Origin of the sequence: Lentzea sp. NPDC058436, from assembly GCF_042721515.1 — a bacterium.
Lineage (GTDB): Bacteria > Actinomycetota > Actinomycetes > Mycobacteriales > Pseudonocardiaceae > Lentzea.
Window position 1 is genome coordinate 1,539,860 of the sequence record NZ_JBHXLF010000001.1, and the last position, 20,604, is coordinate 1,560,463.

At 67.0% G+C, this 20,604-nt stretch carries 22 protein-coding genes; 13 read left to right on the top strand and 9 right to left on the bottom strand.

Annotated features, from left to right (window positions below; genetic code table 11):
* Window positions 1-23 precede the first annotated feature (23 nt).
* Both ACFWN2_RS06375 and ACFWN2_RS06380 read right to left on the bottom strand, forming a co-directional pair.
* Window positions 24-1,970 carry a glycosyltransferase gene (locus tag ACFWN2_RS06375; RefSeq protein WP_382425228.1) on the bottom strand — a complete coding sequence of 649 codons (1,947 nt, stop codon included), beginning with the start codon at window positions 1,968-1,970 and terminating at the stop codon, window positions 24-26.
* A complete protein-coding gene (locus ACFWN2_RS06380; protein WP_382425230.1) occupies window positions 1,967-2,515 on the bottom strand; it encodes a DUF998 domain-containing protein in 549 nt (182 codons plus the stop codon). The genes ACFWN2_RS06375 and ACFWN2_RS06380 overlap by 4 nt, the downstream gene beginning before the upstream one ends.
* Before the next feature lie 204 nt (window positions 2,516-2,719).
* Here ACFWN2_RS06380 and efeU point away from each other — a divergent pair, with 204 nt between their 5' ends.
* The 5 genes from efeU (at window position 2,720) to ACFWN2_RS06405 (ending at window position 8,020) form a co-directional block, all read left to right on the top strand.
* Window positions 2,720-3,541, top strand: coding sequence for an iron uptake transporter permease EfeU (gene efeU / locus ACFWN2_RS06385; RefSeq protein ID WP_382425232.1), 822 nt, complete (start codon window positions 2,720-2,722; stop codon window positions 3,539-3,541).
* Between the two features lie 17 nt (window positions 3,542-3,558).
* On the top strand, window positions 3,559-4,680 hold the full coding sequence (gene efeO, locus ACFWN2_RS06390; protein WP_382425234.1) for an iron uptake system protein EfeO: 1,122 nt from the start codon (window positions 3,559-3,561) through the stop codon (window positions 4,678-4,680).
* A gap of 31 nt (window positions 4,681-4,711) precedes the next feature.
* Window positions 4,712-5,971, top strand: coding sequence for a histidine kinase dimerization/phospho-acceptor domain-containing protein (locus ACFWN2_RS06395; protein WP_382425236.1), 1,260 nt, complete (start codon window positions 4,712-4,714; stop codon window positions 5,969-5,971).
* A 193-nt stretch (window positions 5,972-6,164) separates the two neighbouring features.
* On the top strand, window positions 6,165-6,467 hold the full coding sequence (locus tag ACFWN2_RS06400) for a hypothetical protein (RefSeq protein ID WP_382425237.1): 303 nt from the start codon (window positions 6,165-6,167) through the stop codon (window positions 6,465-6,467).
* Window positions 6,464-8,020, top strand: a complete 1,557-nt coding sequence (locus ACFWN2_RS06405; protein WP_382425238.1) for a multicopper oxidase family protein — start codon at window positions 6,464-6,466, stop codon at window positions 8,018-8,020. The genes ACFWN2_RS06400 and ACFWN2_RS06405 overlap by 4 nt, the downstream gene beginning before the upstream one ends.
* A gap of 9 nt (window positions 8,021-8,029) precedes the next feature.
* Here ACFWN2_RS06405 and ACFWN2_RS06410 read toward each other — a convergent pair whose 3' ends face one another.
* Window positions 8,030-8,884 (bottom strand): LysR family transcriptional regulator, encoded by an 855-nt coding sequence (locus ACFWN2_RS06410; RefSeq protein ID WP_382425239.1) that lies wholly within the window; start codon window positions 8,882-8,884, stop codon window positions 8,030-8,032.
* A gap of 80 nt (window positions 8,885-8,964) precedes the next feature.
* Here ACFWN2_RS06410 and ACFWN2_RS06415 point away from each other — a divergent pair, with 80 nt between their 5' ends.
* A complete protein-coding gene (locus ACFWN2_RS06415; RefSeq protein ID WP_382425240.1) occupies window positions 8,965-9,369 on the top strand; it encodes a carboxymuconolactone decarboxylase family protein in 405 nt (134 codons plus the stop codon).
* Window positions 9,366-10,295, top strand: coding sequence for an MBL fold metallo-hydrolase (locus ACFWN2_RS06420; protein ID WP_382425241.1), 930 nt, complete (start codon window positions 9,366-9,368; stop codon window positions 10,293-10,295). The genes ACFWN2_RS06415 and ACFWN2_RS06420 overlap by 4 nt, the downstream gene beginning before the upstream one ends.
* Here ACFWN2_RS06420 and ACFWN2_RS06425 read toward each other — a convergent pair.
* Window positions 10,288-11,502: a sodium:proton exchanger gene (locus tag ACFWN2_RS06425; protein WP_382425242.1), complete on the bottom strand. Its 1,215-nt coding sequence runs from the start codon at window positions 11,500-11,502 to the stop codon at window positions 10,288-10,290. The genes ACFWN2_RS06420 and ACFWN2_RS06425 overlap by 8 nt on opposite strands.
* A 267-nt stretch (window positions 11,503-11,769) precedes the next feature.
* Here ACFWN2_RS06425 and ACFWN2_RS06430 point away from each other — a divergent pair, with 267 nt between their 5' ends.
* Window positions 11,770-12,126 (top strand): ArsR/SmtB family transcription factor, encoded by a 357-nt coding sequence (locus ACFWN2_RS06430; RefSeq protein ID WP_382425244.1) that lies wholly within the window; start codon window positions 11,770-11,772, stop codon window positions 12,124-12,126.
* A 1-nt stretch (window position 12,127) separates the two neighbouring features.
* Here the strand turns inward: ACFWN2_RS06430 and ACFWN2_RS06435 are convergent, their stop codons facing one another.
* On the bottom strand, window positions 12,128-12,697 hold the full coding sequence (locus tag ACFWN2_RS06435) for a phosphatase PAP2 family protein (protein ID WP_382425246.1): 570 nt from the start codon (window positions 12,695-12,697) through the stop codon (window positions 12,128-12,130).
* Between the two features lie 103 nt (window positions 12,698-12,800).
* On the opposite strand from ACFWN2_RS06435, the gene ACFWN2_RS06440 reads away from it, so the two are divergent.
* On the top strand, window positions 12,801-13,487 hold the full coding sequence (locus ACFWN2_RS06440; protein ID WP_382425248.1) for a response regulator transcription factor: 687 nt from the start codon (window positions 12,801-12,803) through the stop codon (window positions 13,485-13,487).
* Here the strand turns inward: ACFWN2_RS06440 and ACFWN2_RS06445 are convergent.
* Window positions 13,468-14,079, bottom strand: coding sequence for a DedA family protein (locus tag ACFWN2_RS06445; RefSeq protein WP_382425249.1), 612 nt, complete (start codon window positions 14,077-14,079; stop codon window positions 13,468-13,470). The genes ACFWN2_RS06440 and ACFWN2_RS06445 overlap by 20 nt on opposite strands.
* Before the next feature lie 69 nt (window positions 14,080-14,148).
* Between ACFWN2_RS06445 and ACFWN2_RS06450 the strand changes: the two genes are divergently transcribed.
* The 4 genes from ACFWN2_RS06450 to ACFWN2_RS06465 all read left to right on the top strand — a co-directional run bounded on the left by ACFWN2_RS06450 (window position 14,149) and on the right by ACFWN2_RS06465 (window position 18,305).
* On the top strand, window positions 14,149-14,835 hold the full coding sequence (locus ACFWN2_RS06450) for a response regulator transcription factor (RefSeq protein ID WP_382425251.1): 687 nt from the start codon (window positions 14,149-14,151) through the stop codon (window positions 14,833-14,835).
* Complete coding sequence (locus tag ACFWN2_RS06455; protein ID WP_382425253.1) at window positions 14,832-16,211, top strand: ATP-binding protein; 1,380 nt, start codon at window positions 14,832-14,834, stop codon at window positions 16,209-16,211. The genes ACFWN2_RS06450 and ACFWN2_RS06455 overlap by 4 nt, the downstream gene beginning before the upstream one ends.
* Window positions 16,211-17,494 carry an iron uptake transporter deferrochelatase/peroxidase subunit gene (gene efeB, locus ACFWN2_RS06460; RefSeq protein ID WP_382425254.1) on the top strand — a complete coding sequence of 428 codons (1,284 nt, stop codon included), beginning with the start codon at window positions 16,211-16,213 and terminating at the stop codon, window positions 17,492-17,494. Before ACFWN2_RS06455 ends, efeB begins: the two co-directional genes overlap by 1 nt.
* A gap of 358 nt (window positions 17,495-17,852) precedes the next feature.
* Window positions 17,853-18,305, top strand: coding sequence for a glycine-rich domain-containing protein (locus ACFWN2_RS06465; RefSeq protein ID WP_382425255.1), 453 nt, complete (start codon window positions 17,853-17,855; stop codon window positions 18,303-18,305).
* A gap of 53 nt (window positions 18,306-18,358) precedes the next feature.
* Here ACFWN2_RS06465 and ACFWN2_RS06470 read toward each other — a convergent pair whose 3' ends face one another.
* From ACFWN2_RS06470 to ACFWN2_RS06480, 3 genes are all read right to left on the bottom strand, one after another.
* Window positions 18,359-18,550, bottom strand: a complete 192-nt coding sequence (locus ACFWN2_RS06470) for a hypothetical protein (protein ID WP_382425256.1) — start codon at window positions 18,548-18,550, stop codon at window positions 18,359-18,361.
* Window positions 18,547-19,476: a hypothetical protein gene (locus tag ACFWN2_RS06475; RefSeq protein ID WP_382425257.1), complete on the bottom strand. Its 930-nt coding sequence runs from the start codon at window positions 19,474-19,476 to the stop codon at window positions 18,547-18,549. Before ACFWN2_RS06475 ends, ACFWN2_RS06470 begins: the two co-directional genes overlap by 4 nt.
* A 324-nt stretch (window positions 19,477-19,800) precedes the next feature.
* Window positions 19,801-20,541: an ABC transporter permease gene (locus ACFWN2_RS06480; protein ID WP_382425258.1), complete on the bottom strand. Its 741-nt coding sequence runs from the start codon at window positions 20,539-20,541 to the stop codon at window positions 19,801-19,803.
* Window positions 20,542-20,604 lie beyond the last annotated feature (63 nt).

Sequence of the window (20,604 nt, forward strand, 5' to 3'; positions counted from 1 at the left end):
GTGGAGGTTGGTCGGCGACGGCCTCAGGCCGGCTGTCCGTGGCGGGGTTCTCCGGCGGTTCCTGCTGGGACACGGTTGTTCTCCTCGATGTCGGTCAGGCCCTGATAGGTGGTGTGGAAGGTGTCGACGGTGCGGGCCAGGTCGTGGTCGCCGGCGATGCGGCGGCTGGCCCGGCCGGCGGTGATTCGGAGTTCGGGGTCGGCCAGCGCGGTCAGCGCGGCTGCGAGAGCGGCGATGTCGCCGGGCGGGTAGAGGTCGCCGTTCTCGCCGGGGTGCACGAGATGAGGCAGGGCCATGGCGTTGGCCGCGACGACGGGAAGTCCGGCGGCCATGGCTTCGAGGGTCGCGATGCTCTGCAGTTCGGCAGTGCCGGGCATGCAGAAGACGTCTGCCCGGCGGAGGACAGCAAGCATCTCGTCGTCGGACAGGTAACCGTGAAAGGTGACGGGCGCCCGCAGCCGGATCGCGAGGGCTTCCCATTCGGCCCGGCAGGTGCCGTCTCCCACCACCTCGGCGCGAACGTCCTTTGTGGATGCCACAGCCCGGATGAGGTCGTCGACGTTCTTCTCTCGGTCGAGTCGTCCGACGAACGTGACAACCATCGGTCCAGTGCGGGGTTCGCGGTGACTGGCGTAGTGGCCGAGGTCGATGCCGCACGACACGGCGCGGACGGCGAGTCCCCTGCGTTGCAGCAGTTCAGCAGCGCGTGGCGTCGGCGCTGTGACAGCGGTAGCGCCCCGGTACACGCGAGTGACGTCTCGCCAGCCCAGTTCCGTGATGGCGCGCTGGGACCATCCGGGCAACGTGCTGTGAGCGAGCAGGTTCTCCGGCATGAAGTGGTTGGTGGCGACGACCGGCAGACCACGCTCTCGCGCCATCGCCAGAACCGTCCGGCCGACGCCGAAATGAGCTTGGACGTGCACCACGTCCGGATCCGCGGCCGCGAGGATCGCCGGCAGCTCGGCCCTCACGCGCCACGGTGTGCAGACGCGAAAGGTGCGATGGAACGGCGTGCGCGTCGAGGTAACGCGGTGAACCTGAACAGCGCCGAAGAGATCGGCTCCGGAAACGCGGCTGGTCGACGGGCAGACGACGTGGACCTCGACGTCCCGCTCGGCAAGGCCCGCGGCCAGCCGGGCCGCGAACGTCGCCGCGCCGTTCACGTCGGGCGGGAACGTGTCCGCCGCGATCAGCACCCGCAACGGGCCCGGTTGACGGATGCCCAGCTCCGCGCGCTCGTCCCCTGCTCTCGCGACAGCGAGAACGCCAGCCGCTGCGACGAGACCGGCGAGGACCTGCGCTGACGCGATCAGCGGCGGAGTGACCTCGCCGAGCACGCCGAATCCCGCCAGCACCGCTGTCATGGGGTCGATCACCGTGGTCGCCGCGATCACCGTCGCGGTCGAACCGGCCGCATACGCCTGGTGCACGAGCAGTGCTCCGACGGCTACCAGCAGGACGGCTTGCGCGGCCAATGCCAGCGAGCCGGTCACCGATGCCGCTCGAACGAGAGTGGATCCCAGACCGAACAGCACGGCGGCCGCTGACGCCGACACCAGGCACCGTCCCCGTCCAGCGGCGAGGCCGAGCGCCGCGGCGGTGATCGCGATGAGGTCCACCAGCAGCAGGTTCGTGACGGCTGTCGGCGGCGTGTTGGTGGCGGACAGCAACACGAATCCGGTCGTGGCCGCGGCGACGACAAGCGCGGCCCGACGGGCACGCCTGGTGACGAACGCGGTGACGACGAGGCTGAGCACGCCGATCGGCTGCACGACGGTGACCGGAGCGAGGGTGAGTGCGGCGACGTGCAGGCCGGCGCCCATCGCGGCGAGGGCACCGCCGGCGAGCCAGCGTGGGTCGAACATCACCCGCGACGCCTTGGTCGAGCGCACGGTTCGGTGCTGCAGGTGGACGGCAGCGGCGAAGCAGCATGCCGCCACCACGGCCAGAACTGTCGCGAGAAAGATCATGCAAGCCTCCGTCGGGGTGCGTGGGCGATCACCAGCAGCAGACCGATCTGGGCGCCGAGCGCGATGCGTTCGAGCAAGCCCCGCACGTCGATCAGCGGTGTCCATGCGAACTGTGCGAGCCCGAAGAGGACGGATGCCGCGATCGCGGTTGCCGTCCAGGGACCGACCTGTGCGGCGCCGAGGGTTCGGGCCACGTGCCGGCTCGCCAGCGGCAGGCACACCAGCGCCAGTCCCCCGCCGATCCTGTGCAGTTCACCTGTGAACGTGATGTCGACGCTTGTCTTGTTCGTCGGGAAGAGCGCGCACAGTGCGAGACCCGCCTGCCAGAGCCGGAACTCGGCGCCCAGAGGCAAGCCGGAGAACGCAGCCGTACCGCCGAGCACGAGCAGGGCGATCGAAAGCAGGTAGTAGGCAGCGGTCGGTGCGGCCAACCCGTAGTCGCTGATCACGGTCGCCACCGGGTCGAGCGGCGCCGTGATACCCAGGCCGAGCACGATCGCCGCAGCGCCGATGAGGGCGATGGACGGCAGCGGAACGACCTTCATGCCACGAAGGTGCCGGTGTCAGATGAGAGAACGATGAAGATCCACCGGTGTTCTGATGAGAACATCCGTTTCGCCCGATGATGACCGTCACAACTTTGTGACCTGCGGCAATGCTGCGTCACACCGCCTTGACAAACACAGGTAAGCGTCTTCTACAGTCTTGTAGAAATAAGCGAAGGCTTACCTGACCTAGGGTGGTGGCACGTGCTCGTCAACAACGGGCTCATCGGGTTGCGCGAGGGGCTCGAGGCCGCCCTGGTGGTGAGCATCCTGATCGCGTTCCTGGTCCGCACCGAACGGCGCGACGCGCTGCGGTTCGTGTGGATCGGCGTGGGGATCGCGGTCGCGTTGTCCGTGGCGGTCGGCGCGATCATCACCTACACAGCGGCCACGCTGACCTTCCAGCAGAAGGAGATCTTCGGCGGCGCGATGTCCATCATCGCCGTCGTGTTGGTCACCGGGATGATCTTCTGGATGCGGGCGACCGCGCGGACCATCGCGTCGGACCTTCGCGGTCAGATGAGCCACGCGCTCGACCTCGGTCCGCGCGCTGTCATCGTGCTGTCGTTCTTCGCGGTAGGCAGAGAAGGCCTGGAGACCGCGGTCTTCTTCTACTCCAGTGTGGACAGTGCCGGGGCCGGTACGGTGCAGCCCCTGATCGGATTCCTGGCAGGGCTCGCGATCGCGGTGGCACTGGCGTTCCTGCTCTACCGGGGCGCGATCAGGTTCGACCTCGGCAAGTTCTTCCGGTGGACTGGTGCACTGCTCGTGTTCGTCGCAGCCGGTGTTCTCGCTTACGGCCTGCACGACCTCCAGGAAGCCGCCCTGCTGCCGGGATTGAACACCCTCGCGTTCGACCTCAGCGACGCCGTCCCGGAGGACTCCTGGTACGGCACCCTGCTCAAGGGAATTTTCAACTACTCACAGCGCACCACCGTGCTCCAGGCGGTCGCCTGGCTCGCTTACGTGGCCGTGGTGCTGCCGCTGTTCCTGATCCGGCCGCGCACCCGTGCGGCGTCCAAGTGAGAAAGCGGAGAAATCCAGTGTCGACTGCCCGCATCCTCGGGGTGAGCGCCCTGCTCGCGCTCTCCGCCTGCGGCTCCCCCCAGAACAACGCTTCCGGCGCGGACGGTCCCATCGCCGTCGAGGCTGCGGACGACGCCTGCAAAGTCGCCCGTAGCAGCGCCAACACCGGCAACGTCACGTTCGAGGTGACCAACAAGGGCACCAAGGTCACCGAGTTCTACCTCTACGCCGAGGGCGACCGAATTCTCGGGGAGGTCGAGAACATCGGGCCGGGCCTCACCCGGCGGCTCATCGTCGAGGTCACCGAAGCCGGCAAGCTGCAGACCGCCTGCAAGCCCGGCATGAAGGGCGACGGCATCCGCAGTGAGTTCACGGTCAGCGGCGACGGCAAGAAGTCGACCGACACCGACGCCAAGTTGAAGGAGGCGACAACGAGTTACCAGCGTTACGTCAACTCCCAGGCGGACAGCTTCCTCACCAGGACCATCGAGTTCACCGACGCGGTGAAGGCCGGGAAGATCGACGACGCCAAGGCACTGTTCCCGATCGCCCGCACGTACTGGGAGCGCATCGAGCCCGTCGCCGGCAGTTTCGGGGACCTGGACCCGAAGATCGACGGTCGAGAGGACGTGATCGCCGAGGGCGTGGAGTTCACCGGCTTCCACCGGCTGGAGAAGGACCTCTGGGTCTCCGGTGCCCAGGCTGACACGTCCCAGATGGCGGACCGGCTGCGCGCCGACGTGGAGGAGGTCGTGAAGCTCGCCAAGGGCGTGGAGCTCAAGCCACTCGACCTGGCCAACGGCGCCAAGGGCCTGCTCGACGAGGTCGCCACCGGCAAGATCACCGGCGAAGAGGACCGCTACTCGCACACGGACCTGTGGGACTTCCGCGGCAACGTCGACGGCTCCAAGGCCGCGATCGCCTCTCTTCGACCGGTGATCCAGGACAAGGACGCCGCGATGCTGTCCACACTGGACGACAAGTTCGCGGCGCTGGACAAGCTGTTGGAGTCACACCGAAAGGGTGACGGCTTCAAGCTGTACACGGAATTGAGCAAGGACGAGGTCAAGGCGCTCTCGGACGCCCTCGACGCACTCGGAGAGCCGGTCAGCAAGGTCGCGGAGATCGTCACGTCCTGAACGACACAGGCAGTTCGGGCACACTGAGCCCATGCGCCAACGAATCGTGACGCTGGCGGTGACGGCGGCAGTGCTGGCGATCGTGCTGTTCGGACTTCCACTCGCGGTCGGCGTGGCGAAGTACAACCTGAGCGACGAACGCGCCGAACTCGAACGGATCGCGGTGCGGGCCGCGCTGACGGTCACAGACGATCCGTCTGGGTCCACGCCTCCCGCGCCCGCCGACGCCACCATCGCGGTCTACTCGCCCGCCGGGGCGGTGCTCACCGGCACCGGCCCGGCGGGCGACGACGTGGTCGCCGAGGCGGTGCGGACCCGTGATGTCGTCGGCTCGACGTCCAGTGAGATCGTGGTCGCCGTGCCGATCGTCCGGTCCGGTCAGGTCACAGCCGTGGTCCGGGCGTCGACCACGCTGACCGAGGTCGTGGGGCTGACCCTGCTGGTGTGGCTCGCGATGGCGGCGGGCGCGACGGCGGCGGTGCTGATCACCTGGCGCGTCGCCCGGCGGATGGCCGCCCGGTTGACCAGACCCGTGGAGAACCTCGCCGACCTCGCCCGCGACCTCGGCGAGGGCGACTTCACCGTGCAGGCCGCACCGTGTGGCATCAAGGAGATCGACGGTGTCGCGGACGCACTGACCGCCACAGCACGCCGCCTCGGCGACACCCTCGAACGCGAGCGTGCGTTCACCGCACGTGCCTCGCACCAGCTTCGGACACCGTTGGCCGGGCTCCGCCTTCAACTGGAGGCGGCACTGGAGGCCCCGGCCGATCCACGCCCCGCCCTGGAGATCGGTGTGCAGGCGGCGGACCGGCTGGAGCGCACGATCGACGATCTGCTCACCCTGACCCGCGACTCACCGCGTCCCGCGCGGGCCACCGTCGAACTCGCCGCCGTGCTGGCGGACGCTCCGGATGGATGGCGCGCCCAGTTCGAGGTGAGAGGAAGGGTCCTGCGCGTCGACATCCGTGACGCACCACCCCTCGCCGCCTCCGAGGCGGCGGTCAGACAGATCCTGAACGTGCTGGTGGACAACGCGCTCGTGCACGGGCGAGGAACCGTCGCGGTCATCGCGAGAGAAGCAGCGGGCGCGTTCGCGGTCGATGTCGCCGACGAGGGCAGCACAGGCGAAGCCGACCTGTTCGCTCCCCGCCCGCGCGCGGCGACCGGGCACGGCATCGGCCTCGGCCTGGCACGCAGTCTGGCCGAGGCGGAGGGAGGGCGCCTCACGTTGACGGACCGCTCGCCCACCCGGTTCACGTTGCTGTTGCCGACGTCCACGACTGACTGATCCTTTCGCCTCACCGCCATACCCGCGCGGTATCGGCTCCGCCTGAACGGTATTGGACCGTTCAGGCCGGACCGAGTTTCGTGGGTGGGGACGAAAGGAGCCCTTTGTGGTTCGCGTACCCGAGAAGACGGCAGTGCGCCGGTGGCCTTTGGCGTTGTATCGAGTCACCTCTGCGGTTCTCGCGACTCTGGCGGTGGCTCAGCCGGTCCTGGCGGGCCAGTTGCTGGCCGGGGTGTACCCCTCCCTCCTTCTCCACAGCACCAACGCCAACGTCATCGCCGGCGCGGCGTTCGCCGTGCTCGTCTCGGCCGTGATCTTCCGGGTGGTGGGTGGCGGCCCGGGGTGGCCGATCACCGCCAGTGCCGTCGAGTTCGGCGTCATCACCCTTCAGGTCACCGCCGGTCACCTGCGCTGGATGGTTCTGCACGTTCCCCTGGGAGTCGCCTTCGTGGCGTTGAGCGTCGTGCTCGCGACCGTCGCGTGGCGCACGGCATGAACGGGATCAGCCGGCGCACGTTGCTCGGTGCGGGAATCACAGGACTGTTCGGTGTCGGTGTCGGGACCCCGTTGCTGCTGAAGGGAACCGGCACCGAGTCCACCGGCAGTCTCCTGCGCAGCGAGCGGCCCCCGCCCGTGCCGTTCGCCCGCCGGTTGACGATCCCCGAAGTCCTCAAGCCGTTCAGGTCTGATGTGGACGGTGATCACTACCGGATCGTCCACACCGCCGCGTCCGCGTCCATCCTGCCCGGCGTGAAGACCAGGATCTGGGGATACAACGGCATCTTCCCCGGGCCGACCATCGAGAGCCGTCGGGGGCGCCCGGTGATCGTCACACACGTGAACCAGCTGCCGGTGCCGACGGTCGTCCATCTGCACGGTGGCCACACCCCCGCCTCGAGCGACGGCTATCCCGTCGACTTCATCAACCCTCTCGGCATGGTGTCCCATGAAGGTCACCACGGGAGCGGTTCGATGATCGGGGATGTCACCCAAGGCTCCCGCGAGTACGTCTTCCCGCTTGATCAGCGAGCCGCCGCCCTCTGGTACCACGACCACCGGATGGACTTCACCGGGCCGAGCGTGTGGCGCGGTCTTGCCGGGTTCCACCTCCATCGCGATGATGAAGAGGACGCGCTGCGATTGCCATCCGGAGCACGCGAGCTGCCGCTGATGATCACTGATCGAAGTTTTGCCGCGGACGGCTCGTTCCTCTATCCGAGCATCGATCCGAGCCTGTTGAGCATCCCCGGCGTGACGGGCGACTACGTCGCCGGTGTTCTCGGCGACACGATGCTGGTCAATGGATCGCCGTGGCCTATAGCGGAAGTCGAGGCCGTTCAGTACCGGCTGCGGTTCCTGAACGCCTGCAACGCACGTCGGCTGTCGCTGCGGCTGGATCCCGCGCCAGCAGCCGGCTTCGCGCAGATCGGCACCGATGGAGGACTGCTGGAGTCACCGATCCACCATGATCACCTGGAACTGGCTCCAGCGCAACGAATGGACGTGATCGTCGACTTCTCCGCGTACTCGCCGGGTACCAAGGTGACCATCTTGAACGACTTCGACAGCGGGCCGATGTCACAGGTGATGCAGTTCGTCGTCGGACAGTCCACACGGGACGACTTCACCCTGCCTGCCAGGCTTTCGAGCATCGAGCGACTCACAGCGGCACAGGCCGTCACCACCAGGTCGTTCGCGTTCAGGGCCGGTGACGTGCACGGCGGGAACGGGTGGCTGATCGGCGAACGCGCCTTCTCGTCCGACCACATCGCCGCCGATCCCCTGCTCGGAACGGTCGAGGTGTGGCGGCTGCGCGCCGACTTCCACCACCCCGTGCACCTGCACCTGAATCCGTTCCAGGTGCTGTCGCGAGGTTCAGAAGCGCCAGGCCCGTTCGACGCGGGCTGGAAGGACACCGTCGACATCCGGCCGGCTGAGGAGGTGGCCATCGCCATCCGGTTCGACGGGTATCGCGGCAAGTACGTCTTCCACTGCCACAACCTCGAACACGAGGACATGGCGATGATGGCCAACTTCGAGGTCCGGTGACGCGCGGGATCAGTCGCTCGTCGCCGTCATCACGTCGACGAACCCGTGGACCAGCGGGTTGCGGTCACGCCGACGCCACGCGACGACGAGAGAGCTGGGCGGGACACCGTCGACGGGAACGACCGCGATGCCGGGCGCGCGGCTGATCGTCAACGGCGCGAGGCCGATCGCGTTAGTCCACAGCACAGCTTGGACGCACTCGCGGACGGTCCTCACGACGGTGCCGTCCACGGGCTCGTGGCCGCCGGTCCAGAAGCTCCTCCAGAGCTGGTCCGCGGTGTCCGGGAGGCAGAACCAGCGGCGGTCCACCAGGTCGTCCATCCGCACTCGCTCACGAACCGCGAGTGGATCGGTGTCCCGGACGACGACTCCGACGGGGTCCTTGCGGATCTCGGCGACGACGACGCCCGAAGCCGTGAACGGGCCGCGCGTGATCGCGACATCGGCTTCGCCGCGGTCGACACCCACGGCGGGGTCGGTGAGGTCGCCCTCGATGATGCGGATCTCGACTCCGGGGTACCGGGAGCGGAACGTGTCGATCAGAGTGCGTCCTGCCCGGTCCACGCTGTCGGCCAGGGTTCCGATGGTGATCGTGCGCGCATCGGCTGCCTGTGACAGGAGCGAAGGCAGAGATCCGACTCGGGCGAGCACCTCACGTGCTTCCGGCAGCAGCACGTGGCCGGCGGCCGTCAGCGTCATCCCACGAACGGAGCGCGTGAACAGCTCGGCGCCGAGTTCGGTCTCCAGCTGCTGGATCGCTCTGCTGAGCGGTGGCTGCGACATGTGCAATCGGGCCGCTGCCCGGCCCACGTTGAGTTCTTCGGCTACCGCGACGAAGTAGCCCAGAGAACGCAGATCCACCACCGCGCAACCATACCTTGTCGGTATTGCTCTGCCGGATCAGGTGTTGGCGCCCGGCCCGGCCGCCGGGGTGGAATCGAAGGGTGAGCAATGAGGATGAAGTGCTGAACGAGCGAAGAGAGCGCGGAATCGCGGTCTACGCCGAGACTTTCGGCGTTGGCGCGTCCGAGGTGCAAGGTCTATTCGCGGACCGGGTCGGGAGTCTGTTCGCCGAGGAGGCCGTTCTGGCCGCGGGAGGTCCGGCCTGGAACGACCCTTCGCTCGACGAGCGCAGTCGCAGCATCGTCATCCTCACCGCGCTGATCTGTGAGGGGGTCCGCGGGAACCGGCTCACCACACACCTGGAACGCGCCGTCCGCGCCGGGGTCGACCAGCCCGCGCTCGAAGTCCTCACCGTTCTGCTCGCGCTGTACGTGGGCCAGGCACGCACTGCCCTGGCAGCAGAGGAAATGCGCCTCTTCTTCACTGGAAGGCACGAAAACTCATGATCTTCGTCTCGGCCGCCGCGGTGATCGCGGTCATCATCGCCTCGCTCCTCGCGGTCAGGTCGTTCCGGCCCGCACCGCTGCCGGCTCCGGCGCCGTGGACCGGCCCGCTGCCAGAAGCATCCCCGCCTGCGGGGATGGCCATCTTCCAACTCCCGACCGGCACCTACGAGAACCGGGCCGCTCTGGCCTATCGCGGCGGATCGTTCGGCGACGTGCGCAAGTTCGCGGCGACCGCCGTCCTCGTTCATCATCCGTCCGGCGACCTGTTGATCGACGCCGGATTCGGCGCGAACGTGGAGGCCCACATCGCGACCATGCCGGCGTATCGCCGTTCACCGCACGAGCTCACCTCCACGGTGCACGACCAGTTGCGGATGAAGAACTACGACATGGCGAACCTGCGTGGTGTCGTGATCACCCACGCCCACTGGGACCACGTCAGCGGTCTGGCGGAGCTCGACACCCCGATCTGGATGAACGCGGCGGAGAGCCGCTACGTCGATCGCGCCAAGGACGCGGTGGTGTTCCGAGACGTGGCCCGTGACCATGAGATCCACCACTACACGTTCGACGGGCCGCCCTATCTCGGATTCCCGAGCAGCCACGACGTCCACGGAGACGGCTCGGTGGTCATCGTGGAGGCGGGCGGGCACACCGACGGTTCCGTCGTCGTCTTCGTCACCCTGCCCGACGAACATCGCTTCGCCTTCATCGGTGACCTGACCTGGCAGAAGGAAGGCGTGACCCTGCGAGCCGAGCGGCCGAAGATGCTGCAGTTGCTGGCGGACGTCCAGCCCGCCCAGGTGCGGGCGGGCCTTCTCAACGTCATCGCCGTGGCCGACCGGATCCACGTCGTACCCGCGCACGACGTCCGGGCCTACGACCCGATTCCGGAGTGGACGGCGGGCAGTCGCACCCTCAGCTGACGTCCGCTGGTCGCGGCGCGCGGCGGAACGGCGCGGCCAGGGTCGGCAGGACGTGCTCCCGGTTGCGGACCAGCGCCAGGATCGCCAGGACCAGGTAGATGCCGCACAGGACGTAACGGGCGGTCTGGCCGGGGAAGACGAACTGCACGGCGAACAGGCCGAGCAACGTCCAGGCCGCCCAGCGCGGGAAACGCAGCGCGAGCAACGCGGCGACACCGAGCAACGTCTGCGTGGCGGTGAGCAGGAACTCCTCGACCTGTCGCGCGTCGAGCACCAGCCCGCCCGCGCCACCACCTCCGGCGAGGTAGGCGATCGGAAGACTGCCCACCAGCAGCGTCCACTGGTTCACCTTGCTGGAGATGAGCGTGCCGATGGCATCGCCGGCGTTGCCGCGCACGGCGAAAAGGATCGCCACGATGAACTCCGGTGACTCCGACGCGAGCGGTGCGAGCCACTGCACCAGCAGGAACTCGTCAACACCCAGCTCCCGGCCCGTCGTGATGAGCGCCTGGGCGAATGGTTCGGCGCTGACCACGATCACCAAAGCCGCGAAGAGGAACAGCGCCACAACGAGTGTCCGCCTTGCCCTGCGGGGAAGCGCGCCGATGGTCGCGGCGGGCCCGACCAGGTGCGGTTCACCGACCTCGGCGCGTGACATCTTCCACAGGTAGAACACGAAGAAGCCGAGGAGGGCGAACCCGAGCAGCAGGGAGATCTGACCGGTGGCGGGAACGACGAACGCGACCAGCGAGGCTATCGCCAGGAACCCCAGCTCGACCCTGTATCCGGATTCGAGCACCAGCTCCCGCACCGTACGGCCGGTCCGTCGCCGGGCCAGCGCCAGCCCTACGAGCACGACCAACGACCAGCCCAGGCCCAGCAACAGGCGGTTCGAACCGGTCATGTTCGCCGCGGCGTAGGCGACATAGGTGGGATCAGACCCCGCCGTGTAGGCGAAGTAGAGATCAACCGCGTACTCCGGCAGCACGGCGATCACCGCGAGCACGGCGATCGCGAGTCCTCCCGAGATGTCGACCTGCGCGGCCTCCGCAGCCCAGGCGAGAACGAACGACGCGGCTACCACAGCGGCACCGAACATCAGCAACGCGACCAGGGCCTCCGGGTGCAGGCCCGCGGATCGTGCGATGAGTGCGGGCAAAGTGAGTGCCGCGCACAACGACAGTGGGCGGAGCAGTTTGGTGTACACGAGATCGGGTTCCTTCCGGACAAGCCCGGCCGGACCCCAGGGGAAGGCTCGGCCAGGCATGACTGCATGGCCGAAGGTCTCGTCCACCGATCGCGTGACCGGCCCCAGCGCCGGAGAACACGAGGTTCTCAGTGTGTCGACGTCTGGTGTTGTGGACTACTCCCCTTCGGAGTGCTCGAACCCTAACTAACATTTCGTTAGTTTCGCAAGTATGCAAGTGTGCTGATAGTGGGAGTCACGAGGATCGAATGGGAGGATGACGGCGCCATGACTTCCACGTCCGCGGTGAACCCGCCTCTGCCGCCAGAGCCGACCGCAGCACAGCTCCGGTCGGCCGCGGGCACGTTCTCGTTGCTGGCGAGCCCCGTCCGGTTGCACCTCGTGTGGCTGATCACCCACGGGTCCTACGACGTCGGCACGCTCGCCGAGCACGTCGGGATCGGCATCGCCACGGTTTCGCAGCACTTGGCGAAGCTCCGCCTCGCCGGAGTGATCACCGCTCAGCGCGATGGCCGGCGACAGCTGTACACAGTGGACGACCCACACGTGCTGGCGCTGGTGGACCAGATCTTCGAGCACATCGCCCCGGACGGCACACTCGCACCCGATCCGCCACGGACCTGAGTCAGCGCGCCTCCGACCGGATGAGCCGCGCCCGTCGCACACCAGCGACCACCCACGGCTCCATGAACACGCCGCACGCGCCGACCAACGCTCCCAACAGCAACCCTGCCAGCACGTCGTGCGGATAGTGCGCACCTACAAGAACCCTCGCCGCGGCCATCACGAAGGCGAACACGACCGCCACCGCGCCCCAGCGACGGTTCAGCAGGAACAGCGATACCGCGAAGGCCGCCGCGATTGTGGTGTGATTGCTGGGAAACGAGAAGTCGGTCGGCCCCTCGCAGGAAAGCAGTATCGGGGCATTGGCGATCGTGCGGCACGGCCTGGGCTCGGCGATGATGTTCTTCACCACGAGGCCGATCGTGGGCGCGACCGCCATGGACATCGGCACCCACAGAGCGCGTCCCACAAGCTCTGGCCGTCCGGTCCACGCCGACCAACCGAGCACCGCCAGCACAACGGCGCCCAAGAGAACCAGGCCGTACTCGTTGAAGAGGACCAGCGGACGTTGCAGCCACACCGCCTGCTGCACCCAGTCCCCCACCGCCACGAACCACTGCGCTTCTGTCACCTCACCGAAGCTATGCGGGACATGAACAACAACTCCCACTCGTTCGGTTAACGCGCAGTTTGCCTTCGTTTCCTGATGTTGTTGACGGGATAAGGTCGCGGACATGCAGAGGGTGCTGCTGGTCGAGGACGACAGGACCATCGGACAGGCACTGGAGTCGAGCCTCCGGTTGCACGGTTATGAGGTCGACTGGTCGTCCACGGGCGCGGCCGCACGTGCAGCGGAGCCCGTGGACCTCGTGCTGCTCGATCTCGGACTGCCCGATGTGGACGGTGTCGTCCTGTGCAGGGAGTTGCGCGCCCGGATGCCGCAAGCCGTGGTGGTGATCCTGACCGCGCGGGTTGACGAGATGGACATCGTGATGGGCCTCGAGGCGGGTGCCGACGACTACCTGACAAAGCCCGTGCGACTCGGAGAGCTGCACGCGCGCATCAAGGCGCACCTCAGGCGCGGCCCGGCGGCGCCCCCAGGTGAGCACGTGATCATCGTCGGCGGTTTGCGCATCGACACCTCCGCACGCCGTGTCACCGTGGACGGAACCGAGGTCTCGCTGCGCGCCAGGGAGTTCGATCTGCTCGCGCGCCTCGCCCAGGAACCAGGCACCGCGGTGAGCCGCGACGCGTTGATGACCGACGTGTGGGATGCGCACTGGTACGGCTCGACGAAGACGCTGGACGTGCACATCGCCGCGTTGCGCCGCAAGCTCGCCGAGCCGTCCGGCCGCGCCCCGGAGATCACCACGTTGCGCGGCCACGGCTACCGCCTGGAGATCACGCCCGCCGGGCTTTGAGCAGTTCCCGCAGCACCGGAATCGCCGACAGCACCACGATCACGCCGATGATCGGCAGCAGGTACGTGTCGATGTTCGGTATCCGGCTACCCAGCAGGTGACCCGCGACCGGCAGGCTCACCGCCCACAACAGGCCGCCCACGACCTGCCAAAGCGTGAAGACACCGACCGGCACCCGCAGCGCGCCCGCGAGGGGGTTGAGGACCGTGCGCACCAGCGGGATGAACCGCGCAAGCACCACCGCTTTGCCCACGCCGTACCGGGTCAGCGTCTCCTCCGCGCGTTGAGTCGCCCGTACGAGGCGCGGTCGATCAGGGCGGTTCAACAGACGTGGCCCGGCGGCGCGACCGAGGTAGTACCCGGTCTGCGCGCCAAGGATCGCTCCTGCGGCCGCCGCGATCACGACCAGGCCCAGTGACAGGTTCAGCGCCGTGGCGGAGAGCAGGCCCGCGGTGAAGAGCAAGGAGTCGCCGGGCAGGAAGAACCCGACCAGAAGACCTGTTTCGACGAACATCACCACGAACACGCCCACCGGGCCGAACGTGGCGAGAAGGCTGTGCGGATCGAGGATGTTCAGTGCGATGGCGTTCACGAACCCAGTGTGACGAGCCGAAGGTTAACGGACGGCAATCTACTTCTACAAGGCAGTAGATTGAACGATGTGCATGTTCTGATCGTCGACGACGAGGCTGCGGTGCGGGAAGCGCTGTCGCGCACCCTCAGATTCGAAGGCTACGAGGTCAGTGTCGCTGCCAACGGAGCGGAAGGGCTCGAAGCCATCCGCACCCGCAAGCCCGACGGCGTGATTCTGGACGTGATGATGCCCGTGCTCGGCGGCCTGGACGCATGCCGGGCGCTGCGAGCGAGCGGCGACACAACCCCAGTGCTCATGCTCACAGCGCGTGACAATGTCACAGACCGTGTCAACGGTCTGGACGCAGGGGCGGACGACTACCTCGCCAAGCCGTTCTCGCTGCTGGAGCTGCTCGCTCGAGTGCGGGCGCTGCTGCGGCGCGGCAGCGTTCAGAACGGCGTCGCCGGGGAAGAACTCCGGTTCGGTGACCTGGCGATGCGCCCCGACACGCGTGAAGTGCTTCGGGCAGGCCGTCCGCTCACGCTGACGAGGACGGAGTTCTGCATCCTGGAGACCTTTCTGCGCAACCCCAGGGTCGTGCTGACGCGGGCGGTGATGGCGGGCCACGTGTGGGGCTACGACTACGGCACCCCGTCCAACGGCGTGGACGTCTACGTCGGCTATCTGCGTCGCAAGCTCGAGGCCGAGGGGGAACCTCGCCTGCTCCACACCGTGCGCGGAGTCGGCTACGTGCTGCGGGAAGAGCCGCTGTGAACCGCCTGATGTCGTTGCGGGCCAGGTTCGGCATGCTCGCCGCCGGGGCCGCGGCCGTCGCCGTGATCATGGTCGCCGTCGCCTCCTGGCTCGTGGTGCGTGCCAAGCTCGATCGGCAGTTCGACGACCAGCTCCGCTCCTACACCCAGCTCGCCGCCACGGCTGGCAATCCCGCCGAGGCACTCGGCCTCATCCAACCCGCCGACCACGACGACGGTCCAGGCCACGGCGAGCTGATCGTGCAGTTCACCTCGGCCGGCGGCACGGTCGCCACGGCCGGCGCCAAGCACGGAGAGCACATCCCGGCCACACCCGCGGGCCAGGTGCGCAATGTCCACATCGGAGATGAGCAGTACCGGGTCTGGGCGGTCCCAGGTCGCGACGGCGTCGTCCAGGTCGCCCGGGACGCCGAAGGCATCGAGTCCACTTTGGCCGAACTCGGCCTGCTGCACGCGGCCGTCGGCTTCGTCGGAGTGCTTGCTGCCGCTGTGCTCGGCAGCAGCGTGGCGCGCACAGCACTCCGGCCGGTGGACGATCTCACCGCCGGCGCGGAGCGGGTCGCTCGCACCCAGGACCTGACGGCCAAGATCCCGCTCCGGGGACGCGGCGAGATCGCCCGTCTCGCGGAGGCGTTCAACGCGATGCTCACCGCGCTCGACGACTCCCGGACTTCTCAGCGCAGACTCGTCGAGGACGTCAGCCACGAGCTGCGCACACCGTTGACGAGCCTGCGCAACAACATCGAGTTGCTGGTGCACGCCGAAGCCCTCAACAGCGACCTCTCCCCCGCTGACCGCGCATCCCTGTTGCGTGATCTCGAAACCCAGATCGTCGAGCTGAGCACGCTCATCGGCGAACTGGTCGAACTGGGCAAAGGAGAAACCAGCCAGGAGCCCGCCACCAGGCTCGATCTCGCGGACGTCGCCGGCGCGGCGGTCGAACGCACCCGAGCACGCACACCGCACGTCAAGATCACGACCAAGCTCGCCTCCGTGTCGCTCATCGGCCGTCCTGCCGCTTTGGAACGCGCTGTCCTCAACCTGCTCGACAACGCGGCGAAATGGAGTCCACCGGAGAAGCCCGTTCACGTGACGCTGCGCGCCACGGGAGGCGTGGCACGGCTGTCGGTGACCGACCACGGGCCCGGCATTCCACCCGACGACCTGCCCCACGTGTTCGACCGCTTCTACCGAGCGGAAGCCGCGCGAGCGCTCCCCGGATCCGGACTGGGACTGGCGATAGTGGAACAGATCGTGTCCAGCCACGACGGCATCGTGCGCGCGGTCAACCGCGACGGCGGTGGCACACGACTCGAAGTGCTCTTGCCGATGCGCGCACAGACCCGGACAACGCTTCAGCACCAGGGAGAACGCTAGTGATCGACAACGCTCCGACCGGACAGCACAACGAGCCCGATCAGGGTGTTTCCCGGCGCAGGCTGCTCGGGTTCGCGGGCGCCGGTGTGGCGCTCGCGGGCGCGGGTGCCGCCGCCGGGGTGCTCGCGTCCCGCGAGTCGGCGGCCGTGGAGAACGTCGCGGCAGCCAAGGTGCCGTTCCGCGGCGAGATCCAGGCCGGCATCACCACTCCCGCGCAGGACCACATGCACTTCGTCGCGCTGGACGTGAAGACCAAGAGCCGTGACGAGCTGGTCGCGTTGCTCAAGGAGTGGACCGTTGCCGCGGAACGGATGACGGCCGGCCAGGAGGCGGCGGAGAACGGCGCGGTCGGCGGCAACGTCGAGGCGCCGCCCAAGGACACCGGTGAGGCGCTCGACCTGCCCGCGTCCGCGCTGACGATCACGATCGGCTTCGGGCCGTCGCTGTTCGACGACCGGTTCGGGCTCGCGTCGAAGCGCCCGGAACGGCTGATCGACCTGCCCCGGTTCCCGAAGGACGACCTCGACCCGGCGCGCAGCAACGGCGACATCTGCATCCAAGCCTGCGCGAACGACCCGCAGGTCGCCGTGCACGCCGTCCGCAACCTGGTGCGCATCGGGTTCGGCAAGGTCGCGGTCCGCTGGTCGCAGCTCGGCTTCGGCCGCACCTCCTCGACCACGCGCGACCAGGCGACGCCGCGCAACATGTTCGGGTTCAAGGACGGCACCCGCAACATCAAGGCCGAGGACACCGACCACCTGCGCGACCACGTGTGGGTCTCGGAGGAGGACGGCCCTGACTGGCTGGTCGGCGGCACGTACCTGGTCAGCCGCCGGATCCGCATGCACATCGAGATCTGGGACCGCACGTCGCTGGTCGAGCAGGAGCAGATCGTCGGCAGGAACAAGGGCGAGGGCGCGCCGCTCGGGCAGGCCAAGGAGTTCGACGAACCCGACCTGCACGTCAAGGGCGCGGGCGGGATCCCGTTGATCGGCGACATCGCGCACATCCGGCTCGCGTCACCGGAGTCGTTGAACGGCGCCAGGATCCTGCGCCGCGGCTACAACTTCACCGACGGCTCGGACGGTCTCGGCCACCTCGACGCGGGCCTGTTCTTCGTGGCGTTCAACCGGGACTCGCGCAGCCAGTTCGTGCCGATGCAGCAGGCGTTGTCCACAAAGGACGACATGATGGAGTACGTGGAGCACACCGGGTCCGGCCACTTCGCCGTACCGCCGGGCGTGCGCGAGGGCGGGTTCTGGGGAGACGGGCTCTTCCGCTAGTTCCCCAGGGCCAGCCCGGCCTATCTGTCCGAGCCAACGCTCCTGTGTCTTACTGCCGAGCTCAAGCGAGGGTGCGGTGGGACGGTTCAAGCTGCATGGCGGGCTCCCATAGTTCGACGAGCTCACGAGCCGAACGGTCGCATCCTCGAGTAGCAACTATTGATCGTGGCCCCGGCGTTGAGTCCGTGCACGGCACGCCCCGGAATCGCGGGCGTTTCACTCGTCTGGCAGAGTTCCGCCGATACACGACACGCGACAGCGCTGCACGAGACGACCGCACCCCACTCTACGGCGCCGCCGAACCAAGGTTCGCTGCCCGGCGAACTGCGGTCGATCTCAGACCCGGAAGGTTGCCCCAATGGCCGCACCCCTGGTTGCGCCGCGCAGCACAGCGCCATCGCACCAGCACAAGCACCTGATTGACGAAGGCCTCTGGAAGCGCCTTGTTGACCGAATGGTGCTGGAGAAGGTCCTGGAGCCGACGTACGCCGAACGGCTGCTCGACCAGGCACTTGGTTTTCTCCTCCTGTGCGCCCGGCAACCAGGCGACAGCTTCGCTCCGTCGGACGCCGTCGACATCGCCTGGCACACCTTCATAATCCACACTCGCGACTACGCGGCGTTCTGCGATCGCATCGCGGGCCGGTTCATTCATCATGACCCCGTCGACGAGAGCATGGGCTCTCACCACGGTCCCGAGGTCAACACCGCAGAAGCGATGCGCAGCCTCGGTATCCACGTCGATGATGAACTCTGGGCGAGTCAGGCCGACTGCGGCGGGAAGTCCTGCTACTCCTGCACTTCGAAATGACCCTCCTGCGTGAGCTGAGCTTTTTCGGCTGGCCAGCGCGGCTCGCGCAGGACTCATTCCAGAGGCTGCGCCTCCTGGTCGATCTCCTTGAAGAACGTCCAGCGAGGAATGCGGTAGGAGACCGAGTCCCCCACAGGCGTGGTCAGCGACAACTCAACCCAGTTCAGATCCACTACACGAGCCTCGTCAAACCACTGATCATGACGATCTGACGCGGCCAAGGATGCGCCATCACTGGCTGTCATCGGTCTTTCCCTCCATCATGAGGCTGACCAGACGCGCTACCAGTCGATTGCGCACGGCTAGCTTCCTCGATTACACGGAATTGGTGCAGGGCAAGGTGGAGCGCCTGCGAGAACGCTCCACCAAGCGCTACGTCGTACGTCGGGTGAAACGCACCCGTGTTCAGGGTGTCCACGCAGAGAAATCCGATGATCTCCCGCGACGATGAGCCCTCGAGGGCAGCAACCTCCGTACGCTCGATGGCCCACACTATGGTGGCCTTGTAGTCGAAGCTCTCGTCCTCAAAGGTTTTCGCATCCCAGTGCGAGTTGTGATACCCCTTGCTCAACTGCTTCGGAAGATCGTTGCAAAGAAAGTATGCTTTGGCCTCGGTGAATATTTGCTTGAAATCTGTGTTGTCGCCGATCCTGTCGACCTCATGCGGCGGGCGACTTGTGTCATCTCCGTCACGACACAGAGTTCGCACCCGGATGTCCAACTCGGAGTGCGCTGGCGTCAACGGAGCCTGGATGAGTTTGATCGATGCGCGACACTTGGCTCCCGTGATCAGCGTGAATGCCTCTGCGAAGTACCGAAGAGACTCCTGCAACCGAAGTCGAAACGCCTCTTGAGACGGATCGCCCTGGAAGAGATTCCACGACGCGCTGGCGACCGCCGTGAACGCCTTTCGCATCGGCATCGTCGCAGGCCCGTATCTCAGCTCCCGATGGTTGTTGTTCTCCATCCTGATCAACAGAACAACCAGAAAAGTCGTTAACGCACACACATATAGAGCCAGGATGACCGCAGGCGCCGAAATACTTCCCGTCACTATCGTCATGATGATAGTGAAGATCGGCGTCACGATGCCGAAGATGGCGCTCAATCGAACCAAGGCGAACCACATCTTCGAGTCCTGGCCTACCAGCCAGTTGGGCATCTTCGCCACGGCTCGCCCCTCTCCGGAACCCGGCCGCCATCCTACGGACAGACTGCCTGCAGTCGAGCACTAGATCGGCGCGGCGCGCAGATCAGTTACCGCCAACGCAACTTCACAAGGAAGTACATCGGAAGCGGCAGTGATTCCAATCGATCTTGGAATGTGCTCATTTGACACGACTGCCACGCGACCTCGATGATCATGCCACGCGAAACTGATCTTCCAACGCGGGCGATCTATCGGCACACAACAGCAACGGTGCCAACAACACTACGCCGATATGCGCCGAAATTCGCAATCAAGATCAGGACTTCGGCAGGCCCGGGTCCTGATTCACGGCTTCAACCTCCCCGCTGCGACGAGTTCGACAACGACGAGAGCCGCAACAGCCTCGACCGCCAGGAGGGCAATCAGAACGAGTACCTGGGTGGCTCCAGCTTGAAGGGGCGTAGCGCCGCCCAGCAACACTCCGACAAACGCACCAGGCAAGGTCACCAGCCCCACAGTTCGAGTCTGATCCAGCGCTGGGAGCAACGCGTCGCCGGCGCTCGGGCGGCAGATCAGCAAGACCGCGTCTCGCTGGCCGAAACCCAAAGCCCGCGCCGCCTCGTACTCTCCATGTCGCGTCTTCAGCACTTCAAGCGCACGTCGTCCTGTCAACGACGTGGCAGTCATCGCCCCGCCGATCAAGATGCCCGCGATCGGAACCAGCGCGATCGGGGCAACGGGAATCAACCTGGAGCCCACCAGCATCGCCAACACGGGCACCACCCCCGCCCCGAGGGCGGCCGACGTCCACGCGCAGTCACGCAGTTCGCCCACACGCCGGGCCGACGTCGCGGCGGCCACGCCGAACATCACGACGATGAACAACGCCGTCAACCACATGGACTGCAGCACCGCCGCGATCAGCAACGACACAACCCCGAGTTGAGCGATCGCGCGCGCAGAGGCAGTGACGGCCGCATGCCACTGGCCGATGCGGCCCAGCCACATCACCACCGCAGCGACCACCACGAGGGCCAGCAGCACTGCGGCCAGAACCGGACCTGGCGCGATGATCCCGTTGTTCACCCCTCGCTCCTGTCCCATGCCGCCGGTGACACGGAGTTCTCACTGTGGTTCGCTGCGCTTTCC